The organism is Streptomyces sp. NBC_00457 (genome assembly GCF_036014015.1).
Lineage (GTDB): Bacteria > Actinomycetota > Actinomycetes > Streptomycetales > Streptomycetaceae > Streptomyces.
In genome coordinates this window covers 7495342-7509539 of record NZ_CP107905.1, presented here as the reverse complement: position 1 = coordinate 7509539, position 14198 = coordinate 7495342, and the positions used below count along the sequence as shown (strand labels likewise).

The window sequence follows — 14198 nt, the reverse complement described above, 5'->3', positions numbered from 1 at the left end:
GCGTTCTTCGTCCCTGTCCCCACGGGCGGCCGTGGCCGTCCACAAGAGAGAGTGTGAGAGTGCTCGTACTCGTCGCTCCCGGCCAAGGCGCCCAGACGCCCGGCTTCCTGACCCCCTGGCTCGAACTGCCCGGTGCCGCGGACCGCGTCGCCGCGTGGTCGGACGCCATCGGACTGGACCTCGCCCACTACGGCACACAGGCCGACGCGGACGCGATCCGCGACACCGCCGTGGCTCAGCCCCTGCTGGTCGCGGCCGGAATCCTCTCCGCCGCGGCACTCGGTGACATGGCGCCCGGCGCGGTCGCCGGTCACAGCGTCGGCGAGTTCACCGCCGCCTCCTTCGCGGGCATCCTCGACGACACCGCCGCGCTGACCCTCGTACGCAAGCGGGGTCTGGCCATGGCCGACGCCGCGGCAGTCACCGAGACGGGTATGTCGGCGCTGCTCGGCGGCGATCCCGAGGTGTCGGTGGCGCATCTGGAGAAGCTGGGCCTGACCCCGGCGAACGTCAACGGCGCCGGTCAGATCGTCGCCGCGGGCACGCTGGAGCAGCTCGCCGCGCTCGCCGAGGACAAGCCCGAGGGCGTCCGCAAGGTCGTCGCGCTGAAGGTGGCCGGGGCCTTCCACACGCACCACATGGCTCCGGCGGTCGACGCGCTGGCCAAGGCCGCCGCTGATGTGACGCCCGCCGACCCCCGGATCACCTACGTTTCGAACAAGGACGGCCAGGCCGTCGCGACCGGCGCCGAGGTGCTCGACCGCCTCGTCGGCCAGGTCGCGAATCCCGTCCGCTGGGACCTGTGCATGGAGACCTTCAAGGAGCTGGGCGTCACCGCGCTCCTGGAGGTCTGCCCCGGCGGTACGCTCACCGGCCTGGCCAAGCGCGCGCTCCCCGGCGTCAAGACGCTGGCCCTGAAGACCCCCGACGACCTCGACGCGGCCCGCGAGCTCATCGCCGAGCACGCCGACGCCTGACGCTTAAGGAGCCGTAACGAACATGTCGAAGATCAAGCCCAGCAAGGGCGCCCCGTACGCGCGCATTCTCGGCGTGGGCGGTTACCGTCCCACCCGGGTCGTGCCGAACGAGGTGATCCTCGAGAAGATCGACTCGTCCGACGAGTGGATCCGTTCGCGCTCCGGCATCGAGACCCGGCACTGGGCCTCCGACGAGGAGACGGTCGCCGCGATGTCGATCGAGGCGTCCGGCAAGGCGATCGCCGACGCCGGGATCTCCGCCGAGCAGATCGGCGCTGTGGTCGTCTCGACCGTCTCGCACTTCAGCCAGACCCCGGCCGTCGCCACCGAGATCGCCGACAAGCTCGGCACGGACAAGGCCGCCGCGTTCGACATCTCGGCGGGCTGCGCGGGCTTCGGCTACGGCCTGACGCTGGCCAAGGGCATGATCGTCGAGGGCTCCGCGGAGTACGTCCTCGTCATCGGCGTCGAGCGGCTGTCGGACCTGACCGACCTGGAGGACCGGGCCACCGCGTTCCTCTTCGGCGACGGTGCCGGCGCGGTCGTGGTCGGTCCCGCGCAGGAGCCCGCGATCGGCCCCACCGTCTGGGGTTCCGAGGGCGACAAGTCCGAGACCATCAAGCAGACCGTGCCGTGGAACGAGTACGACAGCTCCACGGGCAAGTTCCCTGCGATCACGCAGGAGGGCCAGGCGGTGTTCCGCTGGGCCGTGTTCGAGATGGCGAAGGTCGCCCAGCAGGCGCTGGACGCGGCCGGAATCAGCCCGGACGACCTGGATGTCTTCATTCCCCACCAGGCCAACGAGCGGATCATCGACTCGATGGTGAAGACGCTGAAACTGCCGGAGCACGTCACGGTCGCCCGTGATGTCCGCACCACCGGCAACACCTCGGCCGCCTCGATCCCGCTCGCTATGGAGCGGCTTCTGGCGACCGGCGAGGCGAAGAGCGGCGACACCGCGCTCGTCATCGGATTCGGGGCGGGTCTCGTCTACGCCGCCACGGTCGTTACCCTCCCCTAGGCACTCCGTGCCGGATCACCCGATCCGGCACGGGAACCAACGCCACACCCTCTGGATACATAGAAGGAGCGCCTGACATGGCCGCCACTCAGGAAGAGATCGTCGCCGGTCTCGCCGACATCGTGAACGAGATCGCCGGCATCCCGGTTGAGGACGTCCAGCTGGACAAGTCCTTCACCGACGACCTGGACGTCGACTCGCTGTCCATGGTCGAGGTCGTCGTCGCCGCCGAAGAGCGCTTCGACGTCAAGATCCCGGACGAGGACGTCAAGAACCTCAAGACGGTCGGCGACGCGACCGACTACATCCTCAAGCACCAGGGCTGACACACCCCGTAGCCCTGACTGCAAGGCCCCGCCACCCGGCGGTGGCGCCGTTGTCCCCGCGATGAGCGGGGGTTGTCCTCCTCGGATCCGTTGGAGAAAGAATTCCCGTGAGCCCGACCAATCGCACCGTGGTCGTCACCGGTATCGGCGCAACCACACCGCTGGGTGGCGACGCAGCCTCTACCTGGGAGGGCCTGATCGCCGGCAAGTCCGGCGTCAAGCCCCTGGAGCAGGACTGGGCGGCCGAGCAGGCCGTCCGTATCGCGGCCCCGGTCGCTGTGGAGCCTTCCGAGGTCATTCCACGGCCGCAGGCCCGCCGCCTGGACCGGTCGGCGCAGTTCGCGCTGATCGCCGCCCAGGAGGCCTGGGCGGACGCCGGTTTCACCGCCAAGGCCGGTGAGGACGGCGCCGTCGACCCCGACCGGCTCGGCGCGGTCATCGCCTCCGGCATCGGCGGCGTGACGACCCTGCTCGACCAGTACGACGTGCTCAAGGAGAAGGGCGTCCGCCGCGTCTCCCCGCACACCGTCCCCATGCTGATGCCGAACGGCCCCTCCGCCAACGTGGGTCTGGCCGTGGGCGCCCGCGCGGGCGTGCACACGCCGGTCTCCGCGTGTGCCTCCGGCGCCGAGGCCATCGGCTACGCCATCGAGATGATCCGCTCCGGCCGCGCCGACGTCGTCGTCGCCGGTGGTACGGAGGCGGCGATCCATCCGCTGCCCATCGCCGCGTTCGGCAACATGATGGCGATGTCCAAGAACAACGACGACCCCGAGGGCGCGTCCCGTCCGTACGACGTGGCCCGTGACGGCTTCGTCCTCGGCGAGGGTGCCGGCGTGATCGTCCTGGAGTCCGCCGAGCACGCCGCGAAGCGCGGTGCGCGGGTGTACGCCGAGGCGGTCGGGCAGGGTGTCTCCGCCGACAGCCACGACATCGTGCAGCCCGAGCCGGAGGGGCGCGGCATCTCGCACGCGCTGCAGAACCTGCTCGACAACACCGACCTCAACCCTGCCGAGGTCATGCACGTCAACGCGCACGCGACGTCCACGCCGGCCGGTGACGTGGCCGAGCTGAAGGCGCTGCGGAAGGTGTTCGGCGACGACGCGGATCACATGGCGGTCTCCGCGACCAAGTCGATGACCGGGCATCTGCTGGGCGGCGCGGGCGGCGTGGAGTCGGTCGCGACGGTGCTGGCCCTGTACCACCGGCTGGCTCCGCCGACCATCAACGTCGAGAACCTCGACCCTGAGGCCGAGGCCAACGCGGATGTCGTGCGCGGTGAGGCTCGGAAGCTGCCGGTCGAGGGGCGGATCGCTGCGCTGAATGACTCGTTCGGGTTCGGTGGGCACAACGTGGTGTTGGCGTTCCGTACGGTGTGAAGTCGGCGTTAGCTGAAAGTGGCCCGGTCTCCAGGTGGAGGTCGGGCCATTCGCCGTTGTGCTGTCGGTTGTCGGCCGGCTGGCGGTCGGTGGGGGCTTGTCGCGCAGTTCCCCGCGCCCCTAGGTACCTCACACCACCTGATGTAGCCACCTCACCGGTGCTCCCTCGCCCGCGTACCTGAACGGCTCCAGCTCGTCGTCCCACGGCTTTCCTAGGAGCTTGGAGAGTTCGGCTTCCAGGTCCGTTTCTCCTCGCTGGGAGCGGACTAGGGCTGCTCTGAGGCGGTCTTCGGGGATGAGGATGTCGCCGTGGATGCCGGTGACGGCGTGGAAGATGCCGAGGTCGGGGGTGCAGCTGTAGCGCTCGCCCTCGGCGGTGGGGCAGGGCTCGGCGGTGACTTCGAAGCGCAGGAGGTGCCAGCCGCGCAGGGCGGACGCCAGTTTGGAGGCGGTGCCGGCCTCGGCCTGCCAGGAGAACTCGGAGCGCCAGGTGCCGGGTGCCGCGGGCTGCCGGATCCAGTCGAGGCTGACGCGTGTGCCGAGCACCCCGGCCACGGCCCACTCGACATGCGGGCACAGCGCGCGCGGCGCGGAGTGCACGTACAGAACTCCACGTGTCGTCACCGGGACCTCCGGGCAGAGCGGGCCATCTTTGCGACCTGGCGGAACGGCAGTGGTTCCAGCCACGTTTGATGGCGAGGCTACCGTGCGACGGCGCAAGGAGTGTGACGTACCGTCGGTCCCGGTGCCGTGAAACGCCCGCCATTCACCCGGCAGGACGCTTGTACGGGTGCGCGGAGTTGCGTCTCGCGCGGTCGGGAACTCCCGCGCGTTGTTATGGGGGAGGAGCATTGCATGTCGAGCGAGGGGACCACCAGGGGATGCGGAAGCGCAGCGGCCGTGCGACGGCCGTTCTCGCCGTTCTGGTGACGGCTGTCCTGAGTGTCGCGGGGTGCGACGCCACCGGTGGAGACTCGCCGGCGCCGAGAGGCACCGAGGCCAAGCAGGGGAAGCCGTCCCCGAGGCCGACGCCGACATGGGACCGCAGCCCGGGTTCGGTCGCCGCGGTGGGCGACTCCATCACCCGTGGTTTTGACGCGTGCTCGGTGCTGGCGGACTGCCCCGAGGCCTCCTGGGCTACCGGCAGCAGAGAGGACGTGGACAGTCTCGCCGTACGGCTGCTGGGCCCGACGCAGGCCGCCGAGCGCAGCTGGAACTACGCCCGGACCGGGGCGCTGATGGCGGACGTGGCCGGGCAGATGGCGCAGGCGGTGACGCGGAAGCCGCAGTTGGTGGCGGTGATGGCGGGGGCGAACGACGCCTGTCGCGCGACCACGTCGGCGATGACCTCGGTGGCCGACTTCCGCACCCAGTTCGAGGACGCGATGAGCACGCTGCGCACTGCTCTGCCCAAGGCCCAGGTGTATGTGGCGAGCGTTCCGGACCTGAAGCGGCTGTGGTCCGAGGGGCGGAGCAACCCGATGGGCAAGGCGGTGTGGAAGCTCGGCATCTGCCCCTCGATGCTGGACGACGCGGACGCCCTGGACGCGGCGGCGACCCTGCGGCGCGACACGGTGCAGGACCGGGTGGAGGCGTACAACGGTGTGCTGGAGGAGGTGTGTGCGAAGGACCGGTACTGCCGCTTCGACGGCGGCGCGGTGTACGAGTACCGGTTCGGTACGGAGCAGTTGAGCCGCTGGGACTGGTTCCACCCGAGTGTGAACGGACAGGCGCGGCTGGCGGAGATCGCCTATCGCACGGTCACCGCGAAGAAGGCATGAGTCGGGGCTCGAAGGCGTGAGCCGGGGTTCCGAATTAGAGTTCCGAACATGAACGAACTCTTCGGCACACTTTCCGACGGCACCCCTGTCCACCGCTGGACCCTGGAGCGGGCGGACGTGCGCGTGCGGATTCTGTCGTACGGCGGGATCGTGCAGTCGGTGGAGGTGCCGGACCGGGAGGGGCGGCCGGGGAACGTGGTGCTGGGGTTCGCGGACCTCGATGGATATACGGCACACCCGGAGCCGTATTTCGGCGCGCTCGTCGGGCGGTACGCGAACCGGATCGCGGGCGGCCGCTTCTCGCTGGACGGCGTGACCTACGCGCTGGAGCCGAACAACGGGCCCAACTCGCTGCACGGCGGCGGGCGCGGCTTCGACAAGCGGGTGTGGGACGTGACGCCGGTCGAGCACGGGGTGCGGCTCGCGCGCGTCAGCCCGCACGGCGAGGAGGGCTTCCCGGGACGGCTCGAGGTCTCGGCGACGTACACGCTGGACAGCGCCGGTGCGCTGCGGATCGCGTACGAGGCGGTCACCGACGCGCCGACCATCGTGAACCTGACGAACCACTCGTACTGGAACCTGAGCGGTGCGGGGAACGCGGGCGGGCATGAGCTGCGGATCGCCGCCTCGCGGTTCACGCCGGTCGACGAGGATCTGATCCCGACCGGTGTCGCCCCCGTCGAGGGAACCCGCTTCGACTTCCGTGCGGAGCGCAAGGCCGGCGCCGGCTACGACCACAACTTCGTGCTCGACAAGGGAGTGACGTCGGCCCCCGAGCAGGTGGCCGAGCTGTACGACCCCGCGTCCGGGCGGGCGCTGACGGTCGCGACCACCGAACCCGGCCTCCAGCTCTACACCGCCGACCACCTGACCGAGCCGTTCTCCCCCGGCGACGGCGTCGCGCTGGAGACCCAGCACTTCCCGGACTCCCCGAACCGGCCGGAGTACCCGAGCACGGTGCTGCGGCCGGGTGAGGTGTTCCGGTCGGAAACGGTGTACGGCTTCGCCGTCCGCTAGTCCTGCGAACGCACGAGCCCCGGCCCGGGTGTCAGGTCCCGGGCCGGGGCTGCTCGTGGGAAGACTCGTCCCGAAGTCCCGTCCCGCCTCAGACGTTAATCGTCGCGGTGAGACGGCGGTCCGTGATCGAGCGGCCGACCTGGATCTCGTACGAACCCTTCACAAGCGACCACGACATGGTCATCTCGTCCCAGATCTCGAACATGCGGCGCGGGAGTTCCACGGTCACCTCGGCGCTCTCGCCGGGCGCGGCCTCGACGCCCGCGAAACCGGCCAGCCAGCGTGCCGGGCGCTCGGCGTCGGGCTCGCTCGGCGCGAGATAGACCTGGACGACCTCGCGGCCCGGGCGCTGTCCGGAGTTGCGCACGCGGACCCGTACCGTCGTGCCCGTGGCCTCGACGGACTCGTATGTCCAGTCGGTGTAGCCGAGGCCGTGACCGAAGGCGTACGACGGGCTGCGGCCCTCCTTCTCCCAGGCGCGGTAGCCGATGAACACGCCCTCGGTGTAAGGGAGTTCACCGTCGGACGGGACGACCTGGGTGACCGGGGCGTCGGTGAGGGAACCCCAGGTGGTGGGCAGGCGGCCGCCGGGCTCGTGGGCGCCCGTCAGGACGTCGGCGAGGGCCGCGCCGCCCTCCTGGCCGGGGAACCAGCTGAGCAGCACCGCGGCCACGTCGTCGCGCCACGGCAGCTCCACCGGGGAGCCGGAGTTCACCACCACGACCGTGTTCGGGTTGGCCGCGGCGACCGCACGGACCAGGTCGTCCTGGCGGCCGGGCAGGCGCAGGTCCGCCCGGTCGAAGCCCTCGGACTCGACGCGCTCGGTCGTGGCGACCACGACGACCGCCGTGTCGGCGTCGCGTGCCGCTGCCACGGCCTCGGCGATCAGCTCGTCGGGGTCGCGCTGCGGCTCCTGGTGGGCGAGGGCGAAAATGATCGCCCGCATCGTGAGGCCCTCGGGCGGCTCGACGACGTAGGTGAGGGAGACGTCGACCGGTTCGCCGGCGGTGAGTTCGGCCTGGGCGCGGGGTGTGGGCTCGCCGAAGAAGGTGATGAAGGGGTCGTCCTTGGCGGGGTTCTGGACGTCGTCGAAGTGCGTCGTGCCGCCGATGGTCAGCGTGAAGGTGCCGATGCCCTGGATGCCGAAGGCGTGGAGCCCGCTCTCGCGCGGCGTGAAGGTGCCGGTGACCTCGACGGTGTGCAGCTGCTCGTAGGTGACGCCTTCGGGCAGGGCCGACGGGCCCATCCACTTCAGCTGGCCGCCCGGGGCGGAGTCGGAGCCGATGACGTTTCCGTCGGCGTCCCGGCAGATCGCACACAGCTCGAAACCCGGGTCGAAGACGGAGAGTTCGGTGTCCGGGGCGGCGCCGACGGCGTAGGTCAGGGTGCCTTCGGGAAGCGCGGCGGTGAGGCCGTCGAGCGGGGAGACGATCCGGGACGGGAAGACGGTGGCGGAGCCGCCGCCGAGGACACGGGCGTCGCGGGCGGCGGCGCCGATGAGGGCGACCCTTCCCGGCTTCAGCGGCAGCGCGCCCTCGTTGCGTACGAGGACGAAGGCGCGGCGGGCGATCTCGCGGGCCAGCTCGCTGCCGTCGACGGTCTCCGGGAGTTCGGTGACGACCGGCTCGGCGCCTTCCAGGATGCCGACGCGGGCCGCGAGGCGCAGGACGTTGCGTACGGCGGTGTCGACCGTGGCCTCGTCGACCTTGCCGTCCCTTACGGCCGCCGCGAGCGCCGCGCCGTACACCGTGTCCGGACCCGGCATGGCGACATCGAGGCCACCCTCGATGGCACCGACGGTCGACCGGGCGGCCGTCCAGTCGGAGACGTTGAAGCCGTCGAAGCCCCATTCGCCGCGCAGGACCTCGTTCACCAGGTAGCGGTGCTCGGTCATCGTCGTGCCGTTGACCGTGTTGTACGCGGTCATGATGCCCCAGGGGTGGGCGTTCTCGACGATGGTCTCGAAGGGGGCCAAGTACAGCTCGCGCAGGGCGCGTTCGGAGAGCAGGTTGTTCACCGTGAAGCGGTCGGTCTCGGCGTCGTTGGCGACGAAGTGCTTGACGGTGGTGCCGACGCCGCCCGACTGGACGCCCTTCACATAGCCCGCGCCGATCAGGCCGGTGAGGTACGGGTCCTCGCTGTAGGCCTCGAAGTGCCGGCCGCCGAGCGGGGAGCGGTGCAGGTTGACGGTGGGGGCGAGCAGGACGTGGACGCCCTTGCGGCGGCTCTCCTGAGCGAGCAGCACCCCTGCCCTGCGGGCCAATTCCGGGTCCCAGGTGGCGGCGAGGGCGGTCGGGGACGGCAGGGCGACGGAGGGGTCGTCGGCGGTCCAGCGCACACCGCGCACGCCGATCGGTCCGTCCGACATGACCAGGGACTTCAGCCCGATCTCGGGGAGCCCGGGCAGGGTCCACATGTCCTGACCGGCCAGCAGCCGTGCCTTCGCGTCGAGCCCGAGCCTGGCAAGCGCGGCCTCGACGACCTCCTCGCGCGCTTCATCGGCGTGGGTGCGGGTTCCCGCCATCGGGGTGCCTCCTCGTTGAGTCCATGCACGTCTCCATCCTTCCTCGGCCACCCGCAATGGAATCGAGACCGCGACCATCAATTGAGCAACCCCCACGGCGAGCAACCACGTCCGCGAGCAGGTAGGTGCGACGGTGCGGGGGCGGTCGCTGTCACCCTTGGCCGCCTCCCCTGGCTGATCTACCCATGTCACTCCCGTCACGCCATACTTCCGAGCACGCTTCCCCACAGCGACGGAAGGACCTGACCCCCTTGAATTCCATACGTGTTCGGATCGGCGTACTCGGACTCGCCCTGCTGGCGGGGCTTGCCGCCCCGACGACGGCGACGGCGGACACAGCCCCGGCCCCGACGGTCGAGGAGCTGCGGCTGGACAAGGCGCAACCGCAGGAGATTCTCAGGCGTTCCGGATTCGACACGGTGGCGCCGGAGTTCGCGCGGGCGCTCGCGGCGACGGAGTCGTATGCGCAGGCCCGCCGGACCGTCGAACGGGAGGGCGCGGCGCTGTGGCGGCTGGCCGTCGCTCGGGCACAGGGTCGGGCGCCGGCCGGCGGGGATCTGAGCCGGGACGACGACCGGCCGCTGTACTGGGCGCGGCTCGGGATGACCCGGGAAGTGCGCACCTGGGAGCCGGCATTCGGGCTCAGCGAAACCCAACGAGCCAGGCTGCTCGATGAGTTGGAGCGGAATTCTCGCGGGCAGACCGCCATCCGGTATCCGCAGGGCAAGGGGATGAAGCGGGTCCTGGTCACCGGGTTCGACCCGTTCACGCTGGACCGGGACATCCGGATCTCCAACCCGTCCGGGGCGACCGCGCTGGCCCTCGACGGCACGGTGATCGAGACCGCGGACGGTCCGGCACGGATCGAGACCGCCGTGTTCCCGGTGCGCTGGCGGGACTTCACGGCGGGGACGGTGGAGCGGACGCTGAGGCCGTATCTGCCGAAGGTGGACCTGTTCACGACCGTGAGCCAGGGCCGGGTCGGGCGGTTCGACGTCGAGCGGACCAACGGAGCGTGGCGGGGCGGCTTCCTGGACAACGAGAACACCGGTACGGCCGAGACCATCCCGGTCACCGACCCGGCCTCGCAGCCGCAGTGGACGACGACCAGCCTGCCGTACGCCGCGATCGTGGCCGCGAACACCGGACGGTTCCCCGTCTACGACAACACCAGCGTGACCGAGATCCCGGCGGGCGGCACCCAGTCCGTCGTACGGCCGGACGGACCGACCCCCGGGTCGACGGCGCGTGCCGGAGGCGGCGGCGACTACCTGTCCAACGAGATCGCCTACCGGGCCACGCTGTTGCGGGACCGGCTGGGGCTGCACGACGCGCTGCCGGGCGGGCATGTGCACACGCCGGTGCTGCAGTTCGGCACGGGCAACACCGACCCGGCGACGGGGGCGGTCACCGACCCCGAGTTCGTGCGGAACCGGCTGGACATCATCGGTCAGGTGCGGGCGATCCTGACGGTGGCCGCCAGCGAATGATCACTGGGTGACCACGGGGGGCACCGGGGAATCACTGGGGGATCACTGAGTGACTCCCTCCTCCTCGGAGTCTTCGGCACCGTCCTCGACGGTCTCCTCGCCGGCCAGGTCGCGGGCCATCAGCGTGGCGCCCGCGACCGCGCCCGGCATCAGGAACACCGCGACGAACGGGACCACGAAGGCCAGCGCGAGGGGCGTGCCGAAGCCCCAGACCAAGGTCTTGCGGGAGCGGAGCAGGGTGAGGCGGTCGCGCAGGACGACGCTGCGGCGCTGGAGGGCGACGGAGGTGAGTTCCTCCGTGAGGAAGAAGCCGGTGACGAAGAAGCCGATCACCGGGACGACCGTCTGGCCGGCGACCGGGATGAAGCCGCAGGCGAAGAGCAGGATGCCCCAGAGCACGGCCCGTATGAGGACTCTCAGGCTGTCGCGGCCGGAGATCCACAGTTCGCGCCAGAGCGGCAGGCCGGACTCCGGTGCGGTGCCGTCGGGAGAGACGTCCCGGTCGACCTTCTCGGAGAGGTTCTCGTAGAAGGGCTGGCCGATCAGGAGGGTGACCGCGGTGAAGGTGAGGACGGCGAGGAGCAGGCTGAGGGCGAACAGGACGGCGGTGAGGAAGCCGCGGAACAGCCCGAGCCAAGGGCTGGACCAGTCGTCGGCGAAGGGCGTCGCCCACGCCACGAAGTCCTCGCCCCACAGCGCCAGCGAGACCAGCGCCGCCGCATAGAGGACGAGCGTTATCAGGCCCGGGACCAGCCCGAAGCCGTACTGCTTGCCGTGCCGGGCCACCCAGCGTTGGCCCTTCAGCAGGTAATTGAAGCCCACCCCAAGATCGCGCATGGAGAAAACTCTAGCGGCATGCACTGACAGTGACGGGGTGGGCCGTGGGGAGTGGGGATTGGGGGGTGGGGGGTGGGGATCGGTGAGTGGGGATTGGGCGGAAGTCAGAAGGGGCGGTCGCCGGCGATGGCGACGCGTTCTGCGACGCGGCGGTGCGAGCCGTAGTCGTTCACCGCGTAGTGCTGTGTGGCTCGGTTGTCCCAGAAGGCGACGTCTCCGGGCTGCCAGCGGAACCGCACCTGGTACTCCGGGACGTGCGCCTGCTGGCAGAGATAACGCAGCAGCCGGTCGCTCTCCTCGCGCTCCATGCCCGTGATCCGGGTGGTGAAGGAGGTGTTGACGAACAGCAGCCGGCGGCCCGTTTCCGGGTGGGTGCGCACCACCGGGTGCTCCACGGGCGGGAACTCGTCCTGATAGGGGGCGAGGCGCTCGGGGCCGTAGAAGCGGGCGAATCCGGGGATGAAGTCGTGCACGGCGGTGGCGCCGTCGATGCGGTCCTTCACGTCCTGCGGCAGGTTGTCGTACGCGGCGGCCATGTCCGCCCACATGGTGTCCCCGCCGAACGGCGGGACCTCGCGCAGCTGGAGCACGGCGCCGAGCGCGGGCCGCTCACGGAAGGTGACGTCGGCGTGCCAGACGTTCTCGAAGGTGGACGTGGCCGCACCGCCCTTGTCGAAGCGCACCACGTCCTCGCTGGAGCCGCGGGCGAGCAGCGGGTTGGTCTCCAACTCCCCCCAGTTACGGGCGAAGTCGCGCTGCTGCGCGGAGGTGAGGTGCTGGGCGCGGAAGAAGAGGACCTTCCACTCCAGCAGGGCGCGGTTCAGCTCCTCGCGCAGTGCGGGATCGAGCGGACGCGCGAGGTCGGCGCCTCGCACCTCGGCCCCGATCGTGCACCCCTGCGGCACAAGCTCAAGGTGCTGATACGGCCGTTCCTGCCACCCTTCGGGCAGCCGCCGCAGCGTGCGCGCACCCTCGTACATCCCGCCCTCGGGCACGCGCGCTTCGCGCAGCACCGTCGGCGGCACGGCGGATGGGACGGTCACGGTCATGGATCTCTCTCTCCTCGTTCGCGTTGCCCATGGCAGAAGTGGTCCATGGCAGAAGACGGCCGCAGACGGCGGCCGGCGCGAGACACGTGTGCCTTGGAGCGTCGCGAACGAGGGGCGTTGCGCGCGGCGAGCACACGGCTCGGCGGCAACTCGACTAGCGACCGGAGCGTTCGCACCCGGTCCGATCAGGGGCACGCAGAGGCCCCGTCGTCGTGTCGAATAGGTGCCCGATCATGTCGACGATTGTGTGGGCCCCCCTTTTGGCCTGTCAATGACGTGTCCTGCCAATGACGCGCCCGCCCCGGTGACCGGTCACCGGGGCGGGCGGACACTTCCGGCCATCCGACTAGCCGAACTGGCCGGGCTGGTAGTCGCCGGCGGGCATCTGGAGCATGACGTTCGCCCGGTTGAAGGTGTTGATGACGGCGACCGTGCACACCAGGGCGGCCAGCTCCTCCTCGTCGTAGTGCTTGGCGGCGTTCGCCCAGGCCTCGTCCGTGACACCGCCGGCCGCGTCCGCGATGCGGGTGCCCTGCTCCGCCAGTTCGAGCGCGGCCCGCTCGGCCTCGGTGAAGACCGTGGCCTCCCGCCAGGCCGCGACCAGGTTGAGACGCTCGGGGGTCTCACCGGCGGCGACGGCGTCCTTGAAGTGCATGTCGGTGCAGAAGCCGCATCCGTTGATCTGGCTGGCGCGGAGCTTGACGAGTTCCTGTGTCGCGACCGGCAGCGTCGAGTCCTTGAGCACCGTGTTCGCCGCGGTGATCTGCTTGAAGACCTTCATGATGGTCGGGCTGCTGAAGGCGTCCAGTCGGGCAGTCATGGTGATCTCCTCCGCCGTTTTCGTTGGCTACACAGCTATGACGGAACGACCCCGGCGCGATGTGACATCACCGAATGTGACCTGCGTCTCCCTGTCTCAGCCCGCCGCGGACACGGCCACCACCACCCCGCGATCCGCCGCCGGAGACACCGCCGCGGTCACCCGTATCGCCGCAGCCCGCGCCACCCGCCCCGCGCGCGAGGCCGTGGCCAGCATCAGGGGCTGAACCGACTCCAGGGCGGACACCACCAGTTCCTCCCCGGCGATGAGCACCGGCCGCGCCGCTTTGGTCGTCGCCGCGGCGGCTTCCGTGAGGTCGGCGAGAGGCGGCAGGGCAGCACGTACGACACCCGCGCCCGCGGCGGCAGCGCGCTCGGCCAGGGTCACCTGGAGCGGCATCAGCGGAGCCAGCGCGGACGTCAACGCGTCGGCGACACGGCGGAGTTCCGGGGTCGACTCGTCGAGGACGCCGGTCGCCGCCCGGATCAGCGGGGTGAGAGCGAGCAGCACGCCCGCGGCCAGGCCAGCCGCCGCGGGCAGCAGCGGTGACGTCGCCTCGACGAAGTCGCCGAGGGCGGTGGCGAATTCCTCCACCGCGGGCTCCACCGCGTCCAGCACCGGCAGCAGGCTGTCGCTCAGCGCGGCCAGCAGCGCCTGGGCCGGTTCGCTGACCGGGTGCACGGCGAGCGGGGCGCCGCTGGCGCCGAGCCGGGTGAGGGTGTCGACGATGCGGTAGAACGCCTCCTGGGCCTGCGGGGAGGCGCTGGCCTCGGCGAGTTCGGCGGTGGTCTCGCGCAGGACGCGCAGCGCCTCCGCGCCCGAACCGTCGCGTGGGTCGAAGGTGTTGATGGCGATTCTGGTGATGTTCCCGGCCGTGTCCAGGAGTTGGCCGGTGATGTCGGTCGTGCTGCGGGCCATGCGCAGCATCTCGTCCCTGCTGGGGAGCGAAGGGATCGTCGCCATGAACACTCCTCGCG

13 protein-coding genes are annotated in these 14198 nt (G+C 70.6%); 7 read left to right on the top strand and 6 right to left on the bottom strand.

Features of this window, described 5'->3' with window-relative positions; genetic code table 11:
* The first annotated feature begins 59 nt into the window (after positions 1-59).
* The 4 genes from OG828_RS34220 (at position 60) to fabF (ending at position 3703) form a co-directional block, all read left to right on the top strand.
* Positions 60-977: an ACP S-malonyltransferase gene (locus OG828_RS34220; protein WP_328504987.1), complete on the top strand. Its 918-nt coding sequence runs from the start codon at positions 60-62 to the stop codon at positions 975-977.
* Between the two features lie 22 nt (positions 978-999).
* On the top strand, positions 1000-1998 hold the full coding sequence (locus tag OG828_RS34215) for a ketoacyl-ACP synthase III (RefSeq protein WP_328503339.1): 999 nt from the start codon (positions 1000-1002) through the stop codon (positions 1996-1998).
* A 77-nt stretch (positions 1999-2075) separates the two neighbouring features.
* Complete coding sequence (locus tag OG828_RS34210) at positions 2076-2324, top strand: acyl carrier protein (RefSeq protein ID WP_004001566.1); 249 nt, start codon at positions 2076-2078, stop codon at positions 2322-2324.
* A gap of 107 nt (positions 2325-2431) precedes the next feature.
* Positions 2432-3703 (top strand): beta-ketoacyl-ACP synthase II, encoded by a 1272-nt coding sequence (gene fabF, locus OG828_RS34205; RefSeq protein ID WP_328365298.1) that lies wholly within the window; start codon positions 2432-2434, stop codon positions 3701-3703.
* 129 nt (positions 3704-3832) lie between these two features.
* Here fabF and OG828_RS34200 read toward each other — a convergent pair whose 3' ends face one another.
* Positions 3833-4327, bottom strand: coding sequence for a DUF3145 domain-containing protein (locus OG828_RS34200; protein ID WP_210573945.1), 495 nt, complete (start codon positions 4325-4327; stop codon positions 3833-3835).
* Positions 4328-4584: 257 nt separating this feature from the next.
* Here OG828_RS34200 and OG828_RS34195 point away from each other — a divergent pair, with 257 nt between their 5' ends.
* Together OG828_RS34195 and OG828_RS34190 are read left to right on the top strand one after the other, a co-directional pair.
* Complete coding sequence (locus OG828_RS34195) at positions 4585-5484, top strand: SGNH/GDSL hydrolase family protein (RefSeq protein WP_328503338.1); 900 nt, start codon at positions 4585-4587, stop codon at positions 5482-5484.
* A gap of 48 nt (positions 5485-5532) precedes the next feature.
* Complete coding sequence (locus OG828_RS34190; protein ID WP_328365291.1) at positions 5533-6501, top strand: aldose epimerase family protein; 969 nt, start codon at positions 5533-5535, stop codon at positions 6499-6501.
* A gap of 88 nt (positions 6502-6589) precedes the next feature.
* Here OG828_RS34190 and OG828_RS34185 read toward each other — a convergent pair whose 3' ends face one another.
* Positions 6590-9025 carry a beta-glucosidase H gene (locus OG828_RS34185; RefSeq protein WP_328503337.1) on the bottom strand — a complete coding sequence of 812 codons (2436 nt, stop codon included), beginning with the start codon at positions 9023-9025 and terminating at the stop codon, positions 6590-6592.
* 251 nt (positions 9026-9276) lie between these two features.
* On the opposite strand from OG828_RS34185, the gene OG828_RS34180 reads away from it, so the two are divergent.
* Complete coding sequence (locus OG828_RS34180) at positions 9277-10515, top strand: pyroglutamyl peptidase (RefSeq protein ID WP_328503336.1); 1239 nt, start codon at positions 9277-9279, stop codon at positions 10513-10515.
* A 42-nt stretch (positions 10516-10557) separates the two neighbouring features.
* On the opposite strand, the gene OG828_RS34175 is transcribed toward OG828_RS34180, so the two are convergent.
* From OG828_RS34175 to OG828_RS34160, 4 genes are all read right to left on the bottom strand, one after another.
* Positions 10558-11352: an EI24 domain-containing protein gene (locus OG828_RS34175; RefSeq protein ID WP_328365282.1), complete on the bottom strand. Its 795-nt coding sequence runs from the start codon at positions 11350-11352 to the stop codon at positions 10558-10560.
* A gap of 104 nt (positions 11353-11456) precedes the next feature.
* Positions 11457-12401, bottom strand: a complete 945-nt coding sequence (locus tag OG828_RS34170; protein ID WP_328503335.1) for a TauD/TfdA dioxygenase family protein — start codon at positions 12399-12401, stop codon at positions 11457-11459.
* Positions 12402-12747: 346 nt separating this feature from the next.
* The gene (locus OG828_RS34165) at positions 12748-13221 is read right to left on the bottom strand and encodes a carboxymuconolactone decarboxylase family protein (protein WP_328503334.1); all 474 of its coding nucleotides are present in this window, start codon (positions 13219-13221) and stop codon (positions 12748-12750) included.
* Between the two features lie 96 nt (positions 13222-13317).
* On the bottom strand, positions 13318-14184 hold the full coding sequence (locus OG828_RS34160; protein ID WP_328365273.1) for a hypothetical protein: 867 nt from the start codon (positions 14182-14184) through the stop codon (positions 13318-13320).
* Between the last annotated feature and the right edge of the window lie 14 nt (positions 14185-14198).

Bases quoted from the DNA above. Each gene is read 5' to 3' on its own strand.
- OG828_RS34215 (WP_328503339.1), top strand. From the start codon at position 1,000: ATGTCGAAGATCAAGCCCAGCAAGGGCGCCCCGTACGCGCGCATTCTC.
- OG828_RS34210 (WP_004001566.1), top strand. From the start codon at position 2,076: ATGGCCGCCACTCAGGAAGAGATCGTCGCCGGTCTCGCCGACATCGTG.
- OG828_RS34195 (WP_328503338.1), top strand. From the start codon at position 4,585: ATGCGGAAGCGCAGCGGCCGTGCGACGGCCGTTCTCGCCGTTCTGGTG.
- OG828_RS34190 (WP_328365291.1), top strand. From the start codon at position 5,533: ATGAACGAACTCTTCGGCACACTTTCCGACGGCACCCCTGTCCACCGC.
- OG828_RS34185 (WP_328503337.1), bottom strand. From the start codon at position 9,025: ATGGCGGGAACCCGCACCCACGCCGATGAAGCGCGCGAGGAGGTCGTC.
- OG828_RS34175 (WP_328365282.1), bottom strand. From the start codon at position 11,352: ATGCGCGATCTTGGGGTGGGCTTCAATTACCTGCTGAAGGGCCAACGC.
- OG828_RS34170 (WP_328503335.1), bottom strand. From the start codon at position 12,401: ATGACCGTGACCGTCCCATCCGCCGTGCCGCCGACGGTGCTGCGCGAA.
- OG828_RS34165 (WP_328503334.1), bottom strand. From the start codon at position 13,221: ATGACTGCCCGACTGGACGCCTTCAGCAGCCCGACCATCATGAAGGTC.
- OG828_RS34160 (WP_328365273.1), bottom strand. From the start codon at position 14,184: ATGGCGACGATCCCTTCGCTCCCCAGCAGGGACGAGATGCTGCGCATG.